The 23,343-nt window shown below is 68.9% G+C and carries 19 protein-coding genes and 2 tRNA genes; 15 read left to right on the forward strand and 6 right to left on the reverse strand.

Annotated elements, in window-relative coordinates; translation table 11 throughout:
• Positions 1 to 156: 156 nt before the first annotated feature.
• Positions 157 to 726 carry a hypothetical protein gene (locus VIP82_RS02040; protein WP_331905632.1) on the forward strand — a complete coding sequence of 190 codons (570 nt, stop codon included), beginning with the start codon at positions 157 to 159 and terminating at the stop codon, positions 724 to 726.
• A 65-nt stretch (positions 727 to 791) separates the two neighbouring features.
• Here the strand turns inward: VIP82_RS02040 and VIP82_RS02045 are convergent.
• Positions 792 to 865 (reverse strand) — tRNA-Gly (locus VIP82_RS02045).
• A gap of 198 nt (positions 866 to 1,063) precedes the next feature.
• On the opposite strand from VIP82_RS02045, the gene VIP82_RS02050 reads away from it, so the two are divergent.
• The 7 genes from VIP82_RS02050 (at position 1,064) to VIP82_RS02080 (ending at position 7,886) form a co-directional block, all read left to right on the forward strand.
• Positions 1,064 to 1,137: transfer RNA gene (locus tag VIP82_RS02050), tRNA-Pro, on the forward strand.
• A 79-nt stretch (positions 1,138 to 1,216) separates the two neighbouring features.
• On the forward strand, positions 1,217 to 2,758 hold the full coding sequence (tig, locus tag VIP82_RS02055) for a trigger factor (RefSeq protein WP_331905633.1): 1,542 nt from the start codon (positions 1,217 to 1,219) through the stop codon (positions 2,756 to 2,758).
• A gap of 167 nt (positions 2,759 to 2,925) precedes the next feature.
• Positions 2,926 to 3,519: an ATP-dependent Clp protease proteolytic subunit gene (locus VIP82_RS02060; RefSeq protein ID WP_331905634.1), complete on the forward strand. Its 594-nt coding sequence runs from the start codon at positions 2,926 to 2,928 to the stop codon at positions 3,517 to 3,519.
• A 32-nt stretch (positions 3,520 to 3,551) separates the two neighbouring features.
• Positions 3,552 to 4,232, forward strand: a complete 681-nt coding sequence (locus VIP82_RS02065) for an ATP-dependent Clp protease proteolytic subunit (RefSeq protein ID WP_331905635.1) — start codon at positions 3,552 to 3,554, stop codon at positions 4,230 to 4,232.
• A 208-nt stretch (positions 4,233 to 4,440) separates the two neighbouring features.
• Complete coding sequence (clpX, locus tag VIP82_RS02070; protein ID WP_331905636.1) at positions 4,441 to 5,709, forward strand: ATP-dependent Clp protease ATP-binding subunit ClpX; 1,269 nt, start codon at positions 4,441 to 4,443, stop codon at positions 5,707 to 5,709.
• A gap of 65 nt (positions 5,710 to 5,774) precedes the next feature.
• The gene (locus VIP82_RS02075; protein ID WP_331905637.1) at positions 5,775 to 6,758 is read left to right on the forward strand and encodes a serine hydrolase domain-containing protein; all 984 of its coding nucleotides are present in this window, start codon (positions 5,775 to 5,777) and stop codon (positions 6,756 to 6,758) included.
• 9 nt (positions 6,759 to 6,767) lie between these two features.
• Positions 6,768 to 7,886, forward strand: a complete 1,119-nt coding sequence (locus VIP82_RS02080) for an epoxide hydrolase family protein (protein ID WP_331905638.1) — start codon at positions 6,768 to 6,770, stop codon at positions 7,884 to 7,886.
• 74 nt (positions 7,887 to 7,960) lie between these two features.
• Here VIP82_RS02080 and VIP82_RS02085 read toward each other — a convergent pair whose 3' ends face one another.
• Positions 7,961 to 10,012, reverse strand: coding sequence for a M3 family metallopeptidase (locus tag VIP82_RS02085; RefSeq protein ID WP_331905639.1), 2,052 nt, complete (start codon positions 10,010 to 10,012; stop codon positions 7,961 to 7,963).
• Between the two features lie 106 nt (positions 10,013 to 10,118).
• Here VIP82_RS02085 and VIP82_RS02090 point away from each other — a divergent pair, with 106 nt between their 5' ends.
• Genes VIP82_RS02090 through VIP82_RS02100 form a run of 3 tightly spaced genes read left to right on the forward strand, consistent with a single transcriptional unit; the run spans position 10,119 to position 12,363 of the window.
• Positions 10,119 to 10,754 (forward strand): ArsR/SmtB family transcription factor, encoded by a 636-nt coding sequence (locus VIP82_RS02090; RefSeq protein ID WP_331905640.1) that lies wholly within the window; start codon positions 10,119 to 10,121, stop codon positions 10,752 to 10,754.
• Positions 10,751 to 10,981, forward strand: a complete 231-nt coding sequence (locus tag VIP82_RS02095; RefSeq protein ID WP_331905641.1) for a hypothetical protein — start codon at positions 10,751 to 10,753, stop codon at positions 10,979 to 10,981. The genes VIP82_RS02090 and VIP82_RS02095 overlap by 4 nt, the downstream gene beginning before the upstream one ends.
• Positions 10,978 to 12,363: an MFS transporter gene (locus VIP82_RS02100; RefSeq protein ID WP_331905642.1), complete on the forward strand. Its 1,386-nt coding sequence runs from the start codon at positions 10,978 to 10,980 to the stop codon at positions 12,361 to 12,363. The genes VIP82_RS02095 and VIP82_RS02100 overlap by 4 nt, the downstream gene beginning before the upstream one ends.
• A gap of 9 nt (positions 12,364 to 12,372) precedes the next feature.
• On the opposite strand, the gene VIP82_RS02105 is transcribed toward VIP82_RS02100, so the two are convergent.
• The 3 genes from VIP82_RS02105 to VIP82_RS02115 form a co-directional block, all read right to left on the reverse strand.
• A complete protein-coding gene (locus VIP82_RS02105) occupies positions 12,373 to 12,621 on the reverse strand; it encodes a hypothetical protein (RefSeq protein WP_331905643.1) in 249 nt (82 codons plus the stop codon).
• A gap of 1 nt (position 12,622) precedes the next feature.
• The gene (valS, locus tag VIP82_RS02110) at positions 12,623 to 15,217 is read right to left on the reverse strand and encodes a valine--tRNA ligase (protein ID WP_331905644.1); all 2,595 of its coding nucleotides are present in this window, start codon (positions 15,215 to 15,217) and stop codon (positions 12,623 to 12,625) included.
• Positions 15,218 to 15,365: 148 nt separating this feature from the next.
• Positions 15,366 to 16,703, reverse strand: coding sequence for an MFS transporter (locus tag VIP82_RS02115; RefSeq protein ID WP_331905645.1), 1,338 nt, complete (start codon positions 16,701 to 16,703; stop codon positions 15,366 to 15,368).
• A 318-nt stretch (positions 16,704 to 17,021) separates the two neighbouring features.
• Here VIP82_RS02115 and ileS point away from each other — a divergent pair, with 318 nt between their 5' ends.
• Genes ileS through ndk form a run of 4 tightly spaced genes read left to right on the forward strand, consistent with a single transcriptional unit; the run spans position 17,022 to position 22,611 of the window.
• Positions 17,022 to 20,423 carry an isoleucine--tRNA ligase gene (gene ileS / locus VIP82_RS02120; protein ID WP_331905646.1) on the forward strand — a complete coding sequence of 1,134 codons (3,402 nt, stop codon included), beginning with the start codon at positions 17,022 to 17,024 and terminating at the stop codon, positions 20,421 to 20,423.
• A complete protein-coding gene (locus VIP82_RS02125) occupies positions 20,420 to 21,778 on the forward strand; it encodes a bifunctional folylpolyglutamate synthase/dihydrofolate synthase (protein WP_331905647.1) in 1,359 nt (452 codons plus the stop codon). The genes ileS and VIP82_RS02125 overlap by 4 nt, the downstream gene beginning before the upstream one ends.
• Complete coding sequence (locus tag VIP82_RS02130; RefSeq protein WP_331905648.1) at positions 21,775 to 22,170, forward strand: DUF4233 domain-containing protein; 396 nt, start codon at positions 21,775 to 21,777, stop codon at positions 22,168 to 22,170. The genes VIP82_RS02125 and VIP82_RS02130 overlap by 4 nt, the downstream gene beginning before the upstream one ends.
• 24 nt (positions 22,171 to 22,194) lie before the next feature.
• The gene (gene ndk, locus VIP82_RS02135) at positions 22,195 to 22,611 is read left to right on the forward strand and encodes a nucleoside-diphosphate kinase (protein ID WP_308867112.1); all 417 of its coding nucleotides are present in this window, start codon (positions 22,195 to 22,197) and stop codon (positions 22,609 to 22,611) included.
• A 36-nt stretch (positions 22,612 to 22,647) separates the two neighbouring features.
• On the opposite strand, the gene VIP82_RS02140 is transcribed toward ndk, so the two are convergent.
• The gene (locus VIP82_RS02140) at positions 22,648 to 23,271 is read right to left on the reverse strand and encodes a vitamin K epoxide reductase family protein (protein WP_331905649.1); all 624 of its coding nucleotides are present in this window, start codon (positions 23,269 to 23,271) and stop codon (positions 22,648 to 22,650) included.
• Positions 23,272 to 23,343 lie beyond the last annotated feature (72 nt).

The following is a 23,343-nucleotide window of genomic DNA, read 5'->3' on the forward strand; positions in this document are numbered from 1 at the left end:
AGGGAACGGTGCTGCTGTCAGTCTGCCCGCTGCGGCGCCCGGCGCGATAGCGCGGATCGCCCTGAACACGAAGGCCCCCAGCGGGCGGCCTTCGGCCGCCGCCCTGCTCGCAGCACCGCCCTGTGCGCGTCCTGCGCCGGCCAGTATGGTTGCCCCGTGGGAGCCTGTGAGGAGCGCCTGGATCCTGTCAGCTGCCGGCTCGACGACGTCGTCACTCTGCTGGAGAGCCAGAGTCGAGTGGGGCTGACCGCCCTCGTCGTCGCGCTCATCTCGGCTGCCGTGGCCACGGTGCTGGCAGTGGCGGCACTGCGGGCGTCGTCGGCTGCGAATCGGCTGGCCACCCAGAACGTGGACCTCATCCGCCGGTCCGAGCGGCGGCGACTGGTCGACGCGCTCGAGGCCTACAGGGCATCGCGAGCCAAGGACATGGGTCTCGGGCAGCGCAGCGGCATTCGGCACTACCTTCCTCTCGCGCGGGGCATCATCGCCGAGATCGACGAGCCCAACTCCGAGGTGCTGACGGACTGGCTCACGACGGCGATCGACACGATCATCGACGATCCCGATGCCGCAGAGCGCCGCATGGACCGGCACCGGCTCCGGATGGAGTTTCCTCCCGTCGCGGCCTCATGGTTGAGCCGCCCCGAAACCTTCCGCCCCCAGCCTTTCCTCCGACGGTCCGAGCAGCAGGCTCTCAGTCCCGGGGCGGGCGATGACGCGGGGTGATCGTCACGGACGGCATCCACGCGAATGCCCCTCGAAGGCGACCTTCGGCCGGTCTCGAGGGGCAGTGGAGGGGATGACGGGAATCGAACCCGCACCATCAGTTTGGAAGACTGAGGCTCTACCATTGAGCTACATCCCCGTGCGCCCGCGAACGGGCACCGCCCAATCGTAGTACATCGGGACTCGTCCGAGAGACGGTGCACCGCGCGAAGCGGCTCGCCACACCGGGGGAGTGAGCGGCCCGCGTGGAGTCGATCTGGGCCTGCGCAGGTAGGGCACGGGCCGGTCGGCTAGACTTCTCGGGGCCGAAAGGCGCACGCACGCGTGCGAACCCGCCCGGGGCGTAGCTCAGCTTGGTAGAGCGCCCGCTTTGGGAGCGGGAGGCCGCAGGTTCAAATCCTGTCGCCCCGACATCACGGCCCTCAGAATTCCGAACCCAGACCTTCAACTGCCGCGTCCTCGCGCGGTCCGATAGAGGAGAAGTACAGGCATGGTGAACAGCACCGTCGAGAAGCTCAGCCCGACCCGGGTGAAGCTGCACATCACGGTCAGCCCCGACGAGCTCAAGCCGTCGATCAAGCACGCGTACGAGCACATCGCGCAGGACGTGCAGATCCCCGGCTTCCGCAAGGGCAAGGTGCCCGCACCGATCATCGACCAGCGCATCGGGCGCGTCGCGGTGCTCGAGCACGCCGTCAGCGAAGGCCTCGACACCTTCTACCGCGAGGCCGCTGCGGCTCACGAGCTGCGCGTGCTCGGCCGCCCGTCGGCCGAGGTCACCGAGTGGCCGAACGAGAAGGACTTCTCGGGCGACCTCGAGGTCACCGTCGAGGTCGACGTGCGCCCCGAGTTCGACCTTCCCTCGTTCGAGGGCACCACGGTCCAGGTCGACGCCATCGAGGTCGACGAGGCCGCCATCGACGAGGAGCTCGACCGCCTGCGCGCCCGCTTCGGCACGCTCGTCACCGTCGACCGCCCCGCCGCCACCGGCGACTTCGTGGAGCTCGACCTCGTCGCCACCATCGACGACGCCGAGATCGACCGCGCCGAGGGCGTGTCGTACGAGGTGGGCTCGGGCGAGCTGCTCGAGGGCATCGACGAGGCCATCGAGTCCCTGACCGCCGGCGAGGACACCACGTTCCGCTCGAAGCTCGTCGGCGGCGACCACGCCGGCGACGAGGCCGAGGTCTCGGTGACGGTCAAGGCCGTCAAGGAGCGCGAGCTCCCCGAGGCCGACGACGACTTCGCTCAGATCGCGAGCGAGTTCGACACCATCGCCGAGCTGCGCGACAGCCTCAAGGAGCGCGTCGGCCAGCAGGGCGCCTTCACGCAGGGCTCCGCCGCGCGCGACAAGCTGATCGAGACGCTGCTCGAGCAGGTCGAGATCCCCGTGCCGCCGCAGCTCATCGAGGACGAGGTGCACAACCACCTCGAGGGCGAGGGTCGTCTGGAGGACGACGTGCACCGCGCCGAGGTGGCCGAGGCCAGCGAGAAGCAGTTCAAGACGCAGATGCTCCTCGACAAGATCGCCGAGACGGTCAACGTGCAGGTCTCGCAGGACGAGCTCACGCAGTACCTCGTGCAGTCCGCCGCCCAGTACGGCATGGCTCCGCAGGAGTTCGTGAACGCGCTGCAGGAGGGCAACCAGCTTCCCGCCATGATCGGCGAGGTCGCCCGCAACAAGGCCCTCGCCGTCGCCCTCGGCAAGGTCACCGTCGTCGACACCAACGGCAACCCGGTCGACCTCAGCGGCTTCGTCGCCACGGAGGACGAGGCTGCGGACGAGGAAGAGGTCGTCGAGGAGGCGGAGGAGATCGCGGATGCCGCGGCCGACGCCGACGCCGTGATCGAGGCCGAGGAGGCCGAAGCCGCCGCGAAGCCGGCCAAGAAGGCTCCCGCGCGCAAGCCCGCCGCCAAGAAGGACGCCGACGCCGACGAGGCCGCCGCCGAGAAGGCTCCGGCCAAGAAGGCCCCCGCGAAGAAGGCACCCGCGAAGAAGGCTCCGGCCAAGAAGGCCGCCGCCGCCGAGTGACACGCACTTCGCCCGGCACTCGTGCAGTGTCCGATTGAGACAAGAGGACGGATGCCGCGGCATCCGTCCTCTTGCGTCCGGCGCCCGCTCTGCCCAGGGCGAACACGGGCGGGTCGCTCGTGGCGCGCCGGTAGATTCGATGGCGACCCAAGGAAACAGGAGTACACATGGCCGAACCACTTGTCGCGACCAGCGTCTTCGACAGGCTGCTGAAGGACCGCATCATCTGGCTGGGGTCGGAGGTGCGCGACGACAACGCCAACGAGATCTGCGCGAAGATCCTGCTGCTCGCCGCTGAGGACTCCGAGAAGGACATCTACCTCTACATCAACTCGCCCGGCGGCTCGATCACGGCCGGCATGGCGATCTACGACACCATGCAGTTCGTGCCCAACGACATCGTGACCGTCGGCATCGGCATGGCGGCGTCGATGGGACAGCTGCTGCTGACCGCCGGCACGAAGGGCAAGCGCTACATCACGCCCAACGCCCGCGTGCTGCTGCACCAGCCGCACGGCGGCTTCGGCGGCACCTCGAGCGACATCCAGACCCAGGCCCAGCTGATCCTCGACATGAAGAAGCGACTCGCCGAGATCACGGCGTCGCAGACCGGCAAGACCGTCGAGCAGATCAACGCCGATGGCGACCGCGACCGCTGGTTCACGGCCCCCGAAGCGCTCGAGTACGGCTTCGTCGATCACATCCGCGACTCGGCACTCGACGTCATCGGCGGCGGCGGCACCGCCGTAACCGCGAGCTGACGGCACCCGAAGGCGAAAGAGAGAGAACCCGAATGCAGACCCCCACCTTCGGCGGTGCCCCGCTGGCACCTCAGGGCCTCCAGATGCCCGGCAGCCGCTACATCCTGCCGCAGTTCGAGGAGCGCACGGCCTACGGCTACAAGCGCCAGGACCCGTACAACAAGCTGTTCGAGGACCGCGTCATCTTCCTGGGCGTCCAGGTCGACGACGCATCGGCGGATGACGTCATGGCCCAGCTCCTCGTGCTCGAGAGCCAGGATCCCGACCGCGACATCATCATGTACATCAACTCGCCCGGCGGCTCGTTCACGGCGATGACCGCGATCTACGACACCATGCAGTACGTGTCGCCGCAGATCCAGACGGTCGTGCTCGGTCAGGCCGCCTCGGCGGCCGCCGTGCTGCTCGCCGCCGGCGCCCCCGGCAAGCGCCTCGCGCTGCCGAACGCCCGCATCCTGATCCACCAGCCCGCCGTCGGCGAGGCCGGGCACGGTCAGGCGTCCGACATCGAGATCCAGGCCGCGGAGATCCTCCGCATGCGGACATGGCTCGAGGAGACGCTCGCGAAGCACTCGAACAAGACGCAGGCAGAGGTCAACAAGGACATCGACCGCGACAAGATCCTCTCCGCCGAGGAGAGCGTCACGTATGGTCTCGTCGACCAGGTGCTGACCACGCGCAAGCGCGGTCAGCAGGCTGCGCTGACGAAGTAGCCGCTTCGGCAGCAGCACCCCCTCTTCGACGCCCCGTCGTCCGGATCCCCGGGCGGCGGGGCGTCGTCGTGCTGCCGGATGCCGCGTCCGCTGAGCGCGAAACCGACGATTCCACAACGTGCGTCGCAATGCCGCCGCATGTCGGCGTCAGCTATTAGGCTCGGAGAACAGCTGGGGGGCTTGCCCCGACGTCACGAGGAGGAGCGGCATGGCACGCATCGGTGAGAGCGCCGACCTGTTCAAATGCTCCTTCTGCGGGAAGAGCCAGAAGCAGGTCCAGCAGCTGATCGCAGGACCGGGCGTCTACATCTGCGACGAGTGCGTCGAGCTCTGCAACGAGATCATCGAAGAGCGCATGGCCGAGTCCTCGTCCGGCGTCGTCGCCGATTTCGATCTGCCGAAGCCGCGCGAGATCTTCGCGTTCCTCGAGGAGTACGTCGTCGGTCAGACCGACGCCAAGCGGGCGCTGTCGGTCGCCGTGTACAACCACTACAAGCGCGTCCGCGCGCACGGCACGATCCAGTCCGCCGAGCAGCGGGCCGATGAGATCGAGCTCGCGAAGAGCAACATCCTCCTGCTCGGGCCCACGGGCTGCGGCAAGACCTATCTCGCGCAGACGCTGGCCAAGCGGCTCAATGTGCCGTTCGCCGTCGCCGACGCCACCGCGCTCACCGAGGCCGGTTATGTCGGCGAGGACGTCGAGAACATCCTCCTCAAGCTGCTGCAGGCCGCCGACTTCGACACCAAGCGCGCCGAGACCGGCATCATCTACATCGACGAGGTCGACAAGATCGCCCGCAAGGCCGAGAACCCGTCCATCACCCGCGATGTGTCGGGTGAGGGCGTCCAGCAGGCGCTCCTGAAGATCCTCGAGGGAACCGTTGCGTCGGTGCCGCCCCAGGGCGGGCGCAAGCACCCGCATCAGGAATTCATCCAGATCGACACGACGAACGTTCTGTTCATCGTCGCCGGCGCCTTCGCCGGCCTCGAAGACATCATCTCGTCGCGTGTCGGCAAGCACGGCGTCGGTTTCGGCGCCTCGCTGCACCGCAAGGACGAAGACCTCAACCTGTTCGGCGACGTTCGGCCCGAGGACCTCCACAAGTTCGGCCTGATCCCCGAGTTCATCGGCCGGCTCCCCGTCGTGGCCTCGGTCTCGTCGCTCGATCGTGAAGCACTCATGGAGATCCTCACGGAGCCGAAGAACGCGCTCGTGAAGCAGTACCAGCGCATGTTCGAACTCGACGGCGTCGCACTGGAGTTCGACCGTGAGGCGCTGGAAGCCATCGCCGACCTGGCCGTGACGCGCAAGACCGGTGCTCGCGGCCTGCGAGCGATCCTCGAGGACGTGCTCGGCCCGATCATGTTCGAGATCCCCTCGACAGACGACGTCGACAAGGTCGTCGTGACCCGGGCGGCCGTCGAAGAGGGCGCCCCGGCGACGCTCGTCCTCCGGGAGAAGCGCAAGAGCGCCTGACCCTCCGCTCCGCGAGGCAGCGATCTGGCCGAGCGCCGGCGTTGCAGCGCGGATACAGTTCGAGGATGGACGCGTTCACCCCGGATCTTGACGGGTTCACTGGAGTCATCAGCATCCGCCGTGGCGACGACGTCATCGGCGAGTGGGCGGTAGGTCTCGCGGACCGCACCTCCGAAGTCGCCAACACGCCCCACACGCGCTTCGGCCTGGCCAGCGGCACCAAGACGTTCACGGCGATCACCGTGCTGTCCCTGGTGGGTGACGGTCTCCTGAGTCTCGACACCGCCGCGCGCGACCTCCTCGCGGACGACCTCCCGCTCATCGCGGACGACGTCACGATCGATCACCTGCTGACCCACACCTCCGGCATCGGGGACTACCTCGATGAAGAGGTGGACGCACGCGCACCTCTGACCGTCCCCGCTCAGCGACTGGATTCGACTCCGGCGTACCTGCCGATGCTCGACGGCTTTCCGACGAAGTTCGGCGCGGGGGAGCGGTTCTCGTACTGCAACGGCGGGTACGTCGTGCTCGCGGTCATCGCGGAGCGCGCTGGGGGCATGCCGTTCAGCGACCTCGTCGCGAACCGGGTCTTCGCGCCGGCCGGGATGGCAACTTCCGGCTTCCCGCGCTCCGACCTGCTGCCACCGGGAACCGCCACGGGGTACAAGGATGATGGGCGGACCAATGTCTTCGAGCTGCCCGTCGTGGGTTCCGGCGACGGCGGGGCCCATTCGACTGTGGCTGATCTGCACCGGTTCTGGGTCGCCCTGCTCGCGGGCCGGATCCTGCCGCCGGAGTTGGTCGAACGGGCCGTGCAGCCGACAACGGCAGACGCCGACGACGGCCTGGGCTACGGACGCGGGGTGTGGCTCGACGAGGGCGACCTGGTCATGGCGGGAGGCGACCACGGCGTGACAGCGGTGAGCCGGCACGATCCGGCGACCGGAATCACCGTGTCGGCCCTCGCCAACATCGAAGTGCGGACCTTCGCGCGGACGCGTGAGGCGATGCAGGGCATGCGGGAGCGTGTCGGAGGCGCCGAGTAGGTTCGGCGTGTGAACAGTCCGCGCCCCTTCTCGATCCAGGTGCCCGATTCCGAACTCGCCGATCTGCGCGAGCGTCTCGCGCGATTCCGACCGTTGCCGGACTCACCCCGCCGACCGGAATCCGGCATGAGCGCCGACTACCTCGCCGAACTCGTCGCGACGTGGCGCACGTGGGACTGGCGCGGCCGCGAAGCGTGGCTGAACCGGCATCCGCAGTTCCTCGCCGAGATCGGGGACACCACAGTCCACTTCGCCCACCTCCCTTCCGACCGCGATGATGCACCGGCGCTGCTCGTCATGCACGGCTGGCCGCACACCTTCGCACTGCAGCTCGACTTCGCCGACCTGCTGCCCGACTTCCACGTCGTCGTGCCGAGCTTTCCGGGCTTCGCCTACTCATCGGCCTATGCCGACGGCCCCGTGACCGAGGTCCGTCTCGCCGCCACGATGCACGCGCTCATGACGGATGTGCTCGGTTACGAGACGTTCCTCACGTACGGCGAGGATGTGTCGGCCAACGTGAACGATCTGATCGCCGGCTCCAATCCCGACGCCGTGAGCGGCGTCATCGTGACGCACTCGCACTTCCCGTCGATGGCCGAGCGACCGGAACTCACGGCGCCCGACGAGGTGGCCTTCTTCGCGCGCCTTCAGCAGTGGGGCGGCGCGAACGGCGCCTACGGTCACGTGCAGGCGACGCGCCCTGACACTCTGGCAGCGGCGCTGAACGACTCCCCGGCGGGGCTGGTCGCCTGGCTCGCCGAGAAGCTGGTCGAGTGGAGTGACACGCCATCGGAGGATCCACGTGCCGTGGAACGCCGGATCTCGCGCGAACGCATCCTCACGGAGGCGATGATCTACTGGACGACGCAGAGCATCGGCTCCTCCTTCCGCCCGTACTACGAGGGCGCCGATCAACCCGATGAGATGCCGCCGGTGGTGATTCCGGCGTCGGTGCACATCCAGCGTCATGAAGGCGACTATCCGGAGTCGCTCGCGCGGCGCTTCTACCGCGACCTGCGCACTTTCGAGCGACTCGACGAGGGCGGACATTTCGCGGTCGCCGAAGTGCCGACGGTGATGGCCGATCGCGTGCGGGCGTTCGCACGCGAACTGCGACTGCTGTGAGCCACGACCTGGCCGACGAGCTCCTCACTATCGCGTCGAGGAGCACGTCGGCGCAGTAGTCGGCCGGCGCCGGATCAGCCGGCGAGGCCGCGGCGCTCCAGCAGCGGCTGGATCTCGGCATCCCGCCCGCGGAAGTCCCGGTAGGCCTCGAGCGGATCCTTCGATCCGCCGACGCCCAGGAGGCGGCCTCGGAAGCGATCGCCGTTCTCCCGGCGGAGGCCGCCGTTCTCGCGGAACCACTCCACGGTGTCGGCGTCCAGCACCTCGCTCCAGATGTACGAGTAGTAGCCGGCGCTGTAGCCGCCCGAGAACACGTGCGCGAAGTACGTCGACGAGTACCGCGTGGGCACGACCGCGTTATCCAGCCCGATGTCGGCGAGAGCTGCGGCCTCGAACGCCGCGACGTCCAGATCGGTCGACGCCTCGTCGACGGAGAGCGAGTGCCACGCCTGGTCGAGCCACGCCGCCGCCAGGTACTCGCTGGTCGCGAAGCCCTGGTTGAACGCCTCCGAGGCGTGCAGCTTCTCGACCACCTCGGCCGGGAGCGGCTCCTCGGTGTCGATGTGGCGGGCGTACGACGCCAGGATCTCGGGCCAGTAGATCCACATCTCGTTGACCTGGCTCGGGAACTCGACGAAATCGCGGTACACGTTGGTGCCCGCGAAATGCGGGTACGTCACCGTCGCGAACAGGCCGTGCAGCGCGTGGCCGAACTCGTGGAACAGCGTCGTCACCTCGTCGAGGCTCAGGAGCGTCGGACGCCCCTCTGCGGGCTTCGGGACGTTCAGGTTGTTGACCACGATGGGCTGCGTGCCGCGCAGGCGGGACTGCAGCACGATCGAGTTCATCCATGCGCCGCCGCGTTTCGTGTCGCGCGTGTACAGGTCGAGGATGTAGAGCCCGAGCGCAGATCCGTCGGCGTTGTGCACCTCGAAGACGCGGGTGTCGGGGTGATAGCCGCCGAGATCGGCGCGCTCGGTGAACGTGATCCCGTAGAGATCTGTCGCCGCGCGGAACACGCCGTCCTGGAGCACGCGCTCGGCCTCGAACCACGGGCGCAGCGCAGACCGGTCGAGGTCGTACTCCGCCGCCCGCACCTTCTCGGTGTAGAACGCCCAGTCGTGCGCTTCCAGCGGGAACGGGTCGCTGCCGGCGTCGATGATCGCCTGCAGCTTCTCCTGCTCCCTGCGCGCATTGCGGGCCGCCGGCGCCGCGAGCTGGCGAAGCAGGTCGTGCACCGCTGCGGGGGAGCCCGCGGTCTCGTCCGAGGTGATGTAGGCGGCGTGCGAGTCGTAGCCGAGCAGCGCCGCCCGCTCCGCGCGCAAGCGCACGATCTCGAGCAGAGTGGCACGGTTGTCGTGCTCGTTGCCGCGAGATCCGCGAGAACGGGATGCCGTCAGCAGTCGTGCACGGGAATCCCTGTCGGTCAGGCTCGACAGGTAGGGGTGGCCGGTGAAGAGCGTCAGTGTGACGACCCACTTGCCATCGAGGCCACGATCGGACGCCGCCTGTGCCGCTGCGGACAGCTCGCCCTCCGAGAGCCCGGCGAGTTCGGCCACGTCGTCGAAGACGACCGCCAGGTCGTTCGTGTCGGCGAGCAGGTTCTTCTCGAACTGCGTGGTGAGGGTCGACAGGCGCTGGTTCAGCTCGGTGAGGCGCTTCTTGGCGTCGTCGTCGAGGCCGGCGCCGGCGTGGGACATCTCCGTGTAGTGGCGCTCGACGAGATACCGCTGCTCCGGCGTGAGGTCGAGCTGCTCGAGCTGATCGTGGATCGTCTTGATGCGCCAGTACAGCGCGGAGTCGAGCTGGATCGAGTCCTGGTGCGCCGACATGAGCGGCGCAAGCTGCTCTTCGATCTCCTGGATGTCATCCGTCGCGTCCGCCGAGGACACCGTGTAGAACGTCCGAGCGACATCGCCCAGGAGGCGCCCGCTCTCCTCGAGCGGGACCAGGGTGTTCTCGAACGTCGGCATGGACCGCACCCGCGTGATCGCCGACACCTCCGCGGTGTGCGCTGCGAACGCCTCCTCGAACGCGGGCAGATAGTGCTCGGGGAGGATCGCGGTGTAGTCCGGAAGCCCGTAGGGGAGAGTGCTGGGCGCGAGAAGCGGGTTGTCGTTCGGCATGGCGTCCAGCCTAGTCACGCGAGACGCGCATGCCGAGATCTGTTTGCAAACGTATGATTGCAAAGAAACACTTGCAAAGAGTTCTTTGCATAGCTATTCTGAAGGCATGGGAGAGAACGAGGAGCCGCAGACGGATGCCGCCGCCCGCAGCGAACAGCGTCACAACGAGGACCGCGTCCTCGACTCCGGCGCACTGCGCGCATTGGCGCACCCGCTCCGGGTGAAGATCTACGACATCCTCAGCCAGTACGGGCCGCAGACGGCGAGTTCGCTCGCCGAGCGACTGGGCGAGTCCAGCGGCTCGACGAGTTACCACCTGCGCGCACTCGCCAAGCAGGACCTCATCCGCGAAGCCCCCGACCGCGGCACCGGCCGCGAGCGGTGGTGGGAGCGTCCCGTCGGAGGCGTGTCGTTCGCCAACCCTGACGCGATGGCCACTCCGGCCGGCCGCGCAGCGACCCAGGTGGTCATGAACGAGTTCCTGCGCAACCGGAACGAACAGCTTCTCGAGTTCGTCAACCGGGGGATCGGCGGCGAGGACGAGCTCTGGCAGGACGGCACGCTCATCTCCACGGCCACCGCGCGGCTCACCCCCGAGCAGAGCAAAGAGCTGACTCTCAAAATCATGGCCCTGATCGATGAGGCCGTGGACAACTACCGCAATCAGACCGGCGAGAACGTACGCCCCGTCACCATCCGGGCTGACGTCTTCCCGCTCCCGCAACTAGGAGGACAGTCATGACCACCATCACGGCTGGCGAACTCGCGGCACGCGGGTTCGGCGCATCTGCCACACGATTCGACCGCGCTCTGCTGCGCGCGGCATCCGCCATCGACGCGTACGTGATCGCACGCGTCGAGCGGCGGGACGGCGCCGAACGGCGCCGCGCACTGACCGCACAGAGCACCCAGAGCGGCGCACGGCGTGACGCCGAGGCGCTCGCTGCGACGGGGATGTTCCCGCGATGAGCGAGAGCATCGGCACCGTGGAGCGGCCGGGGTCGTCGGCCGGGCGGGCACGCAGGGTCCCGCTCGGCCGCGATTTCGGCAAACTGTGGACCGCTGCGGCCTTCAGCAACCTGGCGGACGGGGTCGGCCGCGTCGCCGTCCCGCTCATCGCGACGACGCTCACCCGCGATCCGCTCGCGATCTCCGCCCTCAGCGCTCTGGCCTTCCTGCCGTGGCTGGTCTTCGGACTGCCCGCCGGCATGATCGTCGACCGGTTCGATCGCCGATGGGTCATGGCGATCGCCAACGGCCTCCGCGGACTCGCAGCCGTAGGGTTGGCCGCACTCACCGTCACGGGCGCCATCGACATCTGGTGGCTGTTCGCGGGCGTGCTCGTGTTCGGCCTGGGGGAGACGCTCTTCGACAATGCGACCAACTCGATCGTCCCGAGCGTGGTGCAGCGCCCCGCGCTGGACCGTGCCAACGGCTGGCTGCAGGCAGCCCAGATCACGATCGACAGCTTCATCGCCTCTCCCATCGGCGGTGTCCTCTTCGCCGTGGCGCTGGCGCTGCCCCTGTGGGTCGGAGCCGCGGGCTACCTCATCCCCATCGTCCTCGCGGTGATGCTGCCGCTGTCGGCGGCGCGCCCCTTGCGGGCGGAGGCGCCGACGGGAAAGAGCGCGGCGGCGACCGCAGAAGCGGCGGTCGCCGCGGGGGAGCCGCTCGCAGCGGCCGATATGGACGCCGAGGTCGAGGCGAGTGCCGAGGTCGAGATCTCCGAGACGGCCGCACCGTCGAACGTGTCCGCGCGCGAAGCGCTCGTCTATCTGTGGCGGCACCGCTTCCTGCGGTCGATGGTGGTATTCACCTCCATCGTGGGCTGCGCGTTCGCGTTCGCCCAGGCGCCGGTGTTCCTCTACTTCCTCGATGTGCACGGTGTCGCGCCGGCCGCCATCGGACTCGTCACCGCCGGGATCGGGCTGGGCGGCCTGGGCGGCTCCCTCGTCGCGGCATCCCTCGTCGCGAGGTTCGGACGCGGCAAGGTCATGCTCGGCGCCAACATCGTCGCCGCGATCGGTCTCGCCGGAGTGTGGGCCGCGCCGGAGGCGATCTCGGCGACCATCGCGTACGCCACCATGGCGGCAGCGGTGTCGATCTGGAACGTGCCGTGGGGCGCTCTGCGTCAGCGGATCGTGCCCGGCCACCTGTTCGGCCGGGTGCTCGGCATCAGCCGCACCCTGACGTGGGGGCTCTTCCCGTTCGCCACGCTCCTCGGCGGCTGGGTGGCACGCATCGATCTGCGACTGCCGTTCCTGCTCGCCGCGGGCGTCACGCTGGTCGCGACGGCGGTCGCGGTGCGGCTGCTGCTTTCGGCCTCGACGCACAACGAGCCGGAGGAGTGAGGCTCCGACCTACCCGAAGCCGTCGTCCGGATCGTTCCGGGCGACGGCTTTGCCGTCGGCGTCGAGTGTCACGATCACCCCGGTGTCGAGCTCGGCGATCGGCCTTCCCTCGAGCCAGGTGAGGGTCCAGCGCGGCCGCGGCTGACCGAGCTGGTCGGCAGGGATCGTCTCGTCGACGGAGCGGATACCGCGGCGCAGCGCGTCCGGCACCGCTTCCGGCGGTTCGTCGCCCGAGGTCCAGCGCGTTCCGAGCTGCATGTCACGCCTCCTGGGGGACGAGTTCGATCTCCGACACCGACAGGGCGTCAGCCTCTGCATAGCCGATCTCGGCGATGCGCCCGACGGCCTTGAGGTCGCCCTCGGCGAGTCGCAGTGCCGCGATGGCTTCGGCGGGAGCGGCGATCGTGACCTGCGACACCTCCGCCTTCTGCGACACCTTCGCCTCGGTCTTCGCGCGGCGCACCCCGATGAGCGCCTCGCCGACGATGCTGAGCACTGCCGGGTCGCCCTCGATGCCGAGCGGTTCCGGCCACTCGGCGTTGTGCACGGAGCCGTCGTTGAACCACGACCACGATTCCTCGGCCGCGAACGCGAGCACCGGGGCGAACAGCCGCAGGAGCGTGGACAGCGCGATGCGCAGCGCGAGCGCCGCGGATGCCTGGCCGACGTCGGCCTGGTTGTAGGCGCGCTCCTTGACCAGCTCGAGGTAGTCGTCGCAGAACGTCCAGAAGAACGACTCGGTGACCTCGAGCGCACGCGCGTGGTCGTAGGCGTCCAGCGCCTTGGTCGCGTCGCGCACGACCGTGTCGAGGGCGGTGAGCATCGAGGCGTCCAGCGCGTGGGTCACCTCCGCGCCCGCGGGCACGGGGAACGACAGCACGAACTTCGCCGCGTTGAGCACCTTGATCGCGAGGCGACGGCCGATCTTCACCTGCGTCGGGTTCTGCGGGTCGAACGCCGCGTCGGTGCCGAGGCGGCTCGACGCCGCCCAGTACCGCACCGCATCCGAGCCGTGCTGCGAGAGGATATCGGCCGGCGTGACGACGTTGCCCTTCGACTTCGACATCTTCTTGCGGTCGGGATCCACGATGAAGCCCGAGATCGCGGCATCCGTCCACGGCGCCCGGTCGTCCTCGAGGGCGCTGCGCAGCAGCGTCGAGAACAGCCAGGTGCGGATGATGTCCTGGCCTTGCGGGCGCATGTCGAACGGTGCGACGAGGTTCCAGAGCTCGGGATCGCGCTCCCAGCCGCCGGCGAGCTGCGGCGTCAGCGACGAGGTCGCCCAGGTGTCGAAGATGTCGTTCTCACCCTCGAAGCCGCCCGGCACTCCGCGCTGGTCGGCCGTGTACCCGGCCGGCACATCGGTCGAGGGGTCGACGGGAAGCGACGCAGGGTCGGGCGTGATGACGCGGTCGTAGTCGCGCTCACCGTTCTCATCGAGGGCGTACCAGACCGGGATCGGCACGCCGAAGAAGCGCTGGCGCGACACGAGCCAGTCGCCGGTGAGGCCGTTGGTCCAGTTCTCGAAGCGCACCCGCATGAAGTCCGGGTGCCACGACATCGAGGTGCCGAGCGAGATGAGCTTGTCGCGGAGCGCCTCGTCGCGGGCGCCGTTGCGGATGTACCACTGGCGCGTCGAGACGATCTCCATCGGGCGATCGCCCTTCTCGTAGAACTTCACGACGTGCGTGAACGGCTTGGGCTCGCCGATGAGCTCGCCGGACTCCTGCAGCAGCTCCGCCACGCGCTTCTTGGCGCTGAACACCGTCTTGCCGGCGAGCTCGGCGTACGCCGCCTTGCCGGCATCCGTCGCGATGGCTTCCGGCGCGTCCGGCACGATACGACCGTCCAGGCCGAGGATGGTCCGGTTCGGCAGGTTCAGCTCACGCCACCAGATGATGTCGGTCACGTCGCCGAAGGTGCAGATCATGGCGATGCCCGAGCCCTTGTCGGGCTGGGCGAGAGGGTGCGCCAGCACCGGCACCTCGACGTCGAAGAGAGGGGTGCGCACGGTGCTGCCGAAGAGCGGCTGGTAGCGCTCGTCGTCGGGGTGCGCGACGAGGGCGACGCAGGCCGCGAGCAGCTCAGGCCGCGTCGTCTCGATGTGCACGTCGCCCGAGCCGTCCGTCTTGTGGAACGCGACGCGGTGGAAGGCGGCGGGCTGCTCGCGCTCCTCGAGCTCGGCCTGCGCGATCGCCGTGCGGAAGTCGATGTCCCACATGGTGGGCGCGAGGTCCTGGTAGGCCTCGCCGCGCTCCAGGTTCCGCAGGAACGCCCGCTGGCTGGTGCGGATCGTGTCGTCTGAGATCGTGCGGTAGGTCTGGGTCCAGTCGACGCTCAGTCCCAGCTGGCGGAACAGCGCCTCGAAGTGCTTCTCGTCCTCGACCGTGAGCCGCTCGCACAGCTCGATGAAGTTGCGGCGGCTGACGGGCACCTGGTCGGCGGCGCGGCTGGACTTGTTGTCACCGCCCTCGAACGGAGGCGTGAAGTCCGGGACGTACGCCAGCGAAGGGTCGCAGCGAACGCCGTAGTAGTTCTGCACACGACGCTCGGTGGGCAGGCCGTTGTCGTCCCATCCCATCGGGTAGAACACCGTCTTGCCGCGCATGCGCTCGTACCGGACCTTGAGATCGGTGTGCGTGAACGAGAAGACGTGTCCGATGTGGAGGCTGCCGGATGCGGTCGGCGGGGGAGTGTCGACCGAGTACACGCCTTCGCGGCCCACCTCGGCGGCGCGCACGCGATCGAACAGGTACGTGCCCTGCGCGGACCACGCGGCATCCCACTTGTCCTCGAGGCCCTCCAGTGCGGGCTTGTCCGGAATCTGTCCCTGTGCGGGGCGGCCGTCGGTCATGCGGAACTCCTCGAGCGATATGTGCGGCACTGTGTGAGCGTGCCTGAGTGTGGGATTTCGCTCGATTCTAGCCCGGGCGCGCGCGACCCGGAAAAGCGGACGGATGCCGCGACAGCCGGCATCCGTCCGCTCTCGGTCGCGTCTGCAGTCAGGCCGTCGCCGTCGCGCTGGCGGGGTCGGTCGCCAGTTCCGGCTCGACGGCGCGCCGCGCGGCGAGCCAGGCCGATACGAGAGTGACCGCCGACATGATCGCCAGGATCACGCCGGGATGCCACCACGCGTAGCCGGTCGCCTCTCCGAGGGTGAGCGTCAGGTACGGGACGAATCCGCTGATGGTCGCCGCGAGCGCGTAGGCGAACGACAGGGCGGAGTAGCGGAACCGGTCGGGGAAGAGGTCGTTCATCAGGCCGCCGAGTGCCGCCCAGGCCATCGTCGGCAAGATGCCGCCGATGAGCATCGTCGCGACGAGGATCGGGAACGTGGCGAACTGGAGGAGGAAGTACATCGGGAACGCGATGAGCAGGGTGCCGACCGCACCCCACAGGACGACGCGTGCCGAGCCGATCCGCGACGCCCAGCCGCCGAAGAGCGGGATGGTCACGAGCTGCAGGAGGCCGCCGATCGTGGTGGCGATGAGCAGGTCCTGGAAGCTGAAGCCGAGCTGCTCGACGCCGTAGTTGACCGTGTAGGTGTTCATCAGCGAGTACGAACCGATGCCGAGGAGCGCCGCGCCGATGGCGATCGCCATGGCCCCGGGGCGCTTCGCGAACATCGTGACGAACGGGATGCGATCGCGGCGTCCCTCGGCCACGACACCCTCGAACACGGGCGTCTCGGAGATCGACCACCGCAGGTACAGCGACACGAGCAGCAGCGGGATCGCGAGGAGGAACGGGATGCGCCATCCCCACTCGGCGATCTGCTCGGCGGGGAGCACCGCCGTGAGGACGATGAACACGGCCGCCGAGAGGATCGATCCGACGGGCGAGCCGAGCTGGGGGATCGCGGCGTAGAACGCCCGCTTGACCGGGCCGGAGTTCTCGGTCGCGATGAGGATCGATCCGCCCCACTCGCCGCCCAGCGACAGGCCCTGCACGATGCGCAGCAGGATCAGGAGCGCGGCTCCGAGCCAGCCCGCCTGCGCGTAGGTCGGCAGGAGGCCGATGAGGCCGGTCGCGACGCCCATGATGCCGACGGTCCACAGCAAGGTGGCCCTGCGGCCGACGCGGTCGCCCATGTAGCCGAAGATCACGGCGCCGATCGGGCGGACCACGAAGGCGAGCGCGATCGTCAGGAACGCTGCGCTGGTGGCGCCGAACTGCCCGAGCGGGTCGAAGAACAGCGGCCCGACGAAGAACGCCGAGAAGTAGGCGAACAGGTAGAAGTCGAAGGATTCGAGCGAGGTTCCCACCATCGAGGCCCACGCGACTCTGCGCGTCGGGGCGGATTCGGGAACCAGAGCGGATTCGGGTGCTGCTGCGGTCACGGATGTCAATCTTGGCACGAGTCCAGAAACCCCGCCGCCGTGCTCCGCATTCCCCCCTTGCGCAGCCACGGTAGACTCGTGTCAGCAGCATCGATCCGGCCATCACCGGGGAGCTCTCGGAAGAAAAGGCGCCCGCTCACGCGGATTCCCCATTAGAACCGAGCGGGTCAGGCCCGTCACAGCCGCAGTGAAAGAGGGCGGCTCGGCCCCGTTGAAGGGCCGAGACGTCAAAGCAGGGTGGTACCGCGGTACGTCTGGTCACCGTTCCAGGCATGTCGTCCCCGCAGGAAGCACACGAGCGAGCACCTGCGAGAGAAGATGACCTACCCCCGCCCCTCCGCCTTCGGACCTGCGGCCGATGCCTCGGCACGCCCGGGCACCGGAGTGACTCCCGTCGTCCCGAGCCCCCGCTTCCCCGACATCGAGCGGGAGACGCTCGCGTTCTGGAAGGCCGACCAGACCTTCCGCGCCTCGATCGATCAGCGCGACGGCGCCGATGAGTGGGTCTTCTACGACGGTCCGCCGTTCGCCAACGGACTGCCCCACTACGGCCACCTCCTCACCGGCTACGCCAAGGACCTCTTCCCGCGCTTCCAGACCATGCGGGGCAAGAGGGTCGACCGCGTGTTCGGCTGGGACACGCACGGGCTGCCCGCCGAACTGGAGGCGATGAAACAGCTCGGCATCACCGAGAAGAGCGAGATCGAGGCGATGGGCATCGCCGCGTTCAACGCCAAGTCCCGCGAATCGGTACTCGCCTACACCCGCGAGTGGGAGGACTACGTCACCCGGCAGGCGCGCTGGGTCGACTTCGAGCGCGGCTACAAGACACTGGACCTCACCTACATGGAGTCCGTGCTGTGGGCGTTCAAGACGATCTACGAGAAGGGCCTGGCCTATGAGGGTCACCGCGTCCTGCCGTACTGCTGGCGCGACGAGACGCCGCTCTCGGCGCACGAGCTGCGCATGGACGACGACGTCTACAAGATGCGCCAGGATCCGTCCGTGACGGTCACGTTCCCGCTGACGGGCCTCAAGGCGGAGGCGCTCGGCCTCACCGCCGTGCGAGCCCTGGCCTGGACGACGACGCCGTGGACCCTGCCCACGAATCTCGCCCTCGCCGTCGGCTCCGGCATCCGCTACGTCGTCGTGCCCGGAGGTCCGAACGGGGCCGCGGACGTACACCGCGACGACGAGCCCGCCGAAGCGGAATCGCACCGCTACCTGCTGGCCGAGGAGCTCCTCGCCGGGTACGCGAAGGACCTCGGCTACGACTCGGCGGAGGCCGCCCGCGAAGCGGTCCAGCAGACGGTCCTCGGTGCCGACCTCGAGGACGTCACCTACGACCGTCTCTTCGACTACTACGCGGATGCCGGCATCTGGGGCACGCAGCGAGCGTGGCGCATCCTCGTCGATGACTACGTGACCACCGGCGACGGCACCGGCATCGTCCACCAGGCCCCCGCCTTCGGTGAGGACGACCAGCGGGTGACCGAGGCCGCCGGCATCCCGCTCATCATGAGCCTCGACGACGGCGGGCGCTTCCTGCCGCAGGTGACGGATGTCGCCGGCCAGCTGTGGATGGACGCCAACCGTCCGCTCATCCGGCTGCTCCGCCAGGAGGGGCGGCTCCTCCGCGAGGCGAGCTACGAGCACTCGTACCCCCACTGCTGGCGGTGCCGTAACCCGCTGATCTACCGCGCGGTGTCGAGCTGGTTCATCCGCGTCACCGACATCAAGGACCGCATGCTCGCGAACAACGAGCAGATCACCTGGGTGCCCGAGAACGTCAAGCACGGCCAGTTCGGCAAGTGGCTCGAGGGGGCCCGCGACTGGTCCGTCAGCCGCAATCGCTACTGGGGCTCGCCGATCCCGGTCTGGAAGAGCGACGACCCGGAGCACCCGCGCGTCGACGTCTACGGCTCGCTAGAGGATCTGCAGCGGGACTTCGGTCGCCTGCCGCGCAACGCGGAGGGCGAGGTCGATCTGCACCGGCCCTACATCGACGACTTGACGCGCCCGAATCCCGATGATCCGACCGGCAAGAGCACGATGCGCCGCATCGAGGACGTCTTCGACGTCTGGTTCGACTCCGGCTCGATGCCGTACGCGCAGGTGCACTACCCGTTCGAGAACCAGCAGTGGTTCGACGAGCATTCGCCCGCCGACTTCATCGTCGAGTACATCGGGCAGACGCGCGGCTGGTTCTACGTGATGCACGTGCTGTCGACCGCGCTGTTCGACCGGCCCGCGTTCACGGGAGTGTCGTGCCACGGCATCGTGCTCGGAAGCGACGGACTCAAGATGTCGAAGTCGCTGCAGAACTATCCCGACGTCAGCGAAGTCTTCGACCGCGACGGCTCCGACGCGATGCGCTGGTTCCTGATGTCGAGCTCGGTGCTGCGCGGCGGCAACCTCATCGTCACCGAGGAGGGCATCCGTGCCGGCGTGCGGGAGTTCCTGCTGCCGCTGTGGAACGCGTGGTATTTCTTCGCGACCTACGCCAACGCCGCCGGCGGTGCGACCGGCGAGGGCTACCAGGCCTCGTGGCGCACCGACTCGACCGACGTGCTGGACCGCTACATCCTGGCACTCGCGGGCGACCTCGTGCGCGATGTCGCCGCCGACCTCGAGGTGCTGGACTCCACGCTCGCCGCCGCGAAGCTCCGCGACTTCGCTGAGGCACTGACGAACTGGTACATCCGCCGCTCGCGCGACCGCTTCTGGGTCGGCGTCTCCGATGATCCGAAGAGCCGAGAGGCGTTCGACACGCTGTACACGGTGCTCGAGACGCTGACCCGCGTCGCGGCGCCGCTGATCCCGTTGGTTGCCGAGAAGGTCTGGCAGGGACTCACCGGCGGCCGCAGCGTGCACCTGCAGGACTGGCCGGACGCTGACGCGTTCCCCGCCGCGGACGATATCCGCACGGCGATGGACGCCGTGCGCGAGGCATCCAGCGTCGCGAACGCGCTCCGCAAGAAGGAGGGCCGTCGCGTGCGCCTGCCACTGCCGGCGCTCACCGTGGCGGTGGCGGAGGCTGCGTCCCTCGCGCAGTTCGACGGCATCCTGCGCGACGAGCTCAACGTGAAGTCGGTCGAGCTGATCGAGCTCGGCGACGACGTCTCGACGCGCTATGGCATCAGCAAGCGCCTGACCGTGAATGCACGCGCCGCCGGGCCCCGCCTCGGCAAGCAGGTGCAGCACGTCATCGCCGGTGCCAAGGCGGGAGTGTGGGAGGAGCGCGACGGCGGCGTGGTGGTCGACGGCATCGCCTTGGAGCCGGGGGAGTACGACCTCACCCTCGAGGCGGGCGGCGTCGCCGACGGCACGGCCATCGCGCTGCTCTCGGGCGACGGCTTCGTGCTGCTGGACACCACGACGACGCCCGAGCTCGAGGCCGAGGGGCTGGCCCGCGACGTCATCCGCGCCGTGCAGGACACCCGCAAGGCCGCCGGCTTCGACGTCAGCGACCGCATCGGGCTCGGGCTGCTGTTCGACGACCCCGCGGACGCCGAGGCGGTCGCCGCCGCATTCGCTGTCGCGAACGTGGCCGGCGAGACCCTCGCCGTCACGCACGCGGTGCGCTCCCGCGTCGCCGAACTGATCGCCTCAGGCGGCGGCCGCGCTCCCGTGGAGTACGAGGCGGTGATCGACGCGGGCACGTACGCCAACCGCGGCGCGTTCACCGTCTCGGTCGGCCGGACGGGGGTCTCGGCATGAGCGATCGCGATCGCCAGAGGGCCGACGCCGTCTACGAGGCGCTGCTGCAGCGGCAGGGCGAGCAGTGGGTGCAGCCGCGCGTCGAGCGCACCTGCCGCGTGCTCGAACTGCTCGACGACCCGCAGAAGACCTACCGCGTCGTCCACGTCACCGGCACCAACGGCAAGACGTCGACCAGCCGCATGATCGAGAGCCTCGTGCGCGCCCACGGCCTGCGGACGGGGCTGTTCACGAGCCCGCATCTCGAGCGCTTCACGGAGCGCATCATGATCGACGGCGAGCCGATCGACGATGCCGCCGTGGCGGACGCGTGGGACGAGATCGCCCCGTTCGTCGACCTCGTCGACGCCGAGCTGGCGGCGAACGACGACGCACGGCTCACGTTCTTCGAGCTGCTCACGGTGCTCGCGTTCGTCGCGTTCGCCGATGCACCGATCGACGTGCTCGTGCTCGAGGTGGGCATGGGCGGCTCATGGGACTCGACCAACAGCGCTGACGGCGATGTGGCGGTGTTCGCACCGATCGATCTCGATCACGCCGACCGCCTGGGCGACACCATCACCGAGATCGCGACGGTGAAGGCCGGGATCATCAAGGACGGAGCGGCAGTCGTCTCGGCACGACAGGGTGCCGCCGCCGAGGCAGTGCTCCGCTCGGCCGCCGCGGCGCGCGGCGCCTCGATCGCCTTCGAGGGCGCCGAGTTCGCGCTCGCCCAGCAGCGGCTGGCCGTCGGGGGGCAGCAGATCACCGTGCGTGGGCTCGCCGCGACCTATGAGGACGAGTACCTGCCGCTGTACGGGGCGCACCAGGGCTTCAACGCCGCTCTCGCCATCGCAGCGGTCGAGTCGCTCGTCGGAGGCGGCTCCCAGCCCATCGCGGCGGATGTGCTCGCGGACGGTCTCGGCGGCGCGACCTCGCCCGGCCGCCTTCAGCTGGTCGGCGCGAGCCCGACGGTGCTCGTCGATGCGGCGCACAACCCGCACGGCGCCCGTGCGCTCGTGACCGCGCTGCGCGAGGCCTTCGACTTCGATGAGTGGGGCGTCGTGCTCGGCGTGCTCTCCGATAAGGACGCGGCGGGCATCGTCGCGGAGATCGCACCCGTCGCCGCGCACGTGTTCGCCACCGCACCCGACTCGGAGCGCGCCGAGGACGCCGACGCGATCGCCGACCTCGCCGAGTCGCACGACCTCCGCGTCTCGGTGCATCGCGATCTCGCGGAGGCCGCCGAGGCGGCGCGGGCGTGGGCGGCGGCAGCCGATCGCCGCGCCGTCGTGATCGCCGGATCCGTGGTGCTCGCCGGTGAGGCGCTGACCCTCGCTGCGGCGGAGGACTGGAAGGCCGGGTGGAGCGAATGAACGCCGAGCGCGCACCCCGGACCCGGCGCCCGCGTGGTGCGGCCGAGTCGCTCGCGACGATCGTGCTGGGATTCGAGTCCATCGTCGCGTTCCTGGCGGGTCTCGTGATCTACGGACTCAGGGCGCTGCCGGCGCCGATCGAGCCGTGGTGGGGCGTGGTGGCCGGCGCCCTGCTCGCGCTGCTGATGATCGCCACCACCCGGGTGGTGCGCTACCGCTGGGGCATCGTGCTCGGGTGGGTGCTGCAGGGGATCATCGCGCTCGGTGCGTTCCTGGTGCCGGCGCTGGCGATCGTCGCCGTCATTTTCGGCGCCATGTACGGATATGCGACGATCAAGGGAGCTGCTCTGGACCGGCGCAATGCGCGGCTCGCAGCGAATCCCCCCTCATAACCCCGATCCGAAACGGAGACCCGCATGGCCACCGAAGAGACCCTCGTCCTCGTCAAGCCCGACGGCGTCGCACGCGGCCTCACCGGCGCGATCCTCGCCCGTATCGAGGCGAAGGGATACGCGCTCGTCGACATCCGTCTCGTGGAGCCTGACCGCGAGACCCTCGAGCGCCACTACGCCGAGCACGAGGGCAAGCCCTTCTACGAGCCGCTGGTCGAGTTCATGATGTCGGGCCCCTCGGTCGCCATCCGACTGGCAGGGAACCGCGTCATCGAAGGCTTCCGCTCGCTCGCGGGCACGACCGATCCCACCACGGCAGCCCCCGGCACCATCCGCGGCGACTTCGGCCGCGACTGGGGCCTCAAGGTGCAGCAGAACCTCGTGCACGGCTCCGACAGCACCGAGTCCGCAGCGCGCGAGCTCGAGATCTGGTTCGGCTGATCGGCTCGTCGGCTGGCCGCCCGGAGACTCCGGCGGTCAGCCGAACAGCGTCTGCCAGATGTTGACGACGGCGTTCATCTCGAGCTGCGCGAGCAGCAGGATGAGCGCGTAGCTGACGATGGCGGCCAGGGGGACCCAGGCCATGAGCCGGTCGGCGGCGTTGCGCACGCCCTCCGACGCGGGCACGAGTCCGGCCCGCAGCAGGTGCAGCGTCACCGCGTAGAAGGTCGGGATGGTGACCGACCAGGTGACCATGCACCACGGGCACAGCGTGTGCAGGTTGGGTGCGTAGATGCTCTGGCCGATGAGCCAGATCACGAGCCCGAACGCGAAGGCGATCCCCAGCCAGAAGCACCACCAGAACCACCGCGCGAACCGGGCGCGCGCGAGGATCGCCATGCCGACGACGATCGGCGCGACCCAGCCGGTGATTCCGAGGATGGGGTTGGGGAAGCCGAAGATGCTTCCCTGCCATGAGCCGAGGTTCGCGGTGCACTGCACCAGGACGCTGAAGTCGCATGACGCGATCGCGTCGGGATTCGCAAGTGCGTGGAGTTTCTCGATCGTGAGCGAGAAGGCCGCCCACCATCCGACGACGCCGGCGACGACGAGCCAGATGGCGAGTCCCGTGGGACGGGTGTGGGTCTGCTGCTCGGGCATGACTCGGATTATGGCACCGCGATCTGCATGGATGCCGCACCGGGCACCGTGGCAAATCCGGACGCCTCGGCG

The organism is Microbacterium sp. (genome assembly GCF_036566905.1).
Classification (GTDB): Bacteria; Actinomycetota; Actinomycetes; order Actinomycetales; family Microbacteriaceae; genus Microbacterium.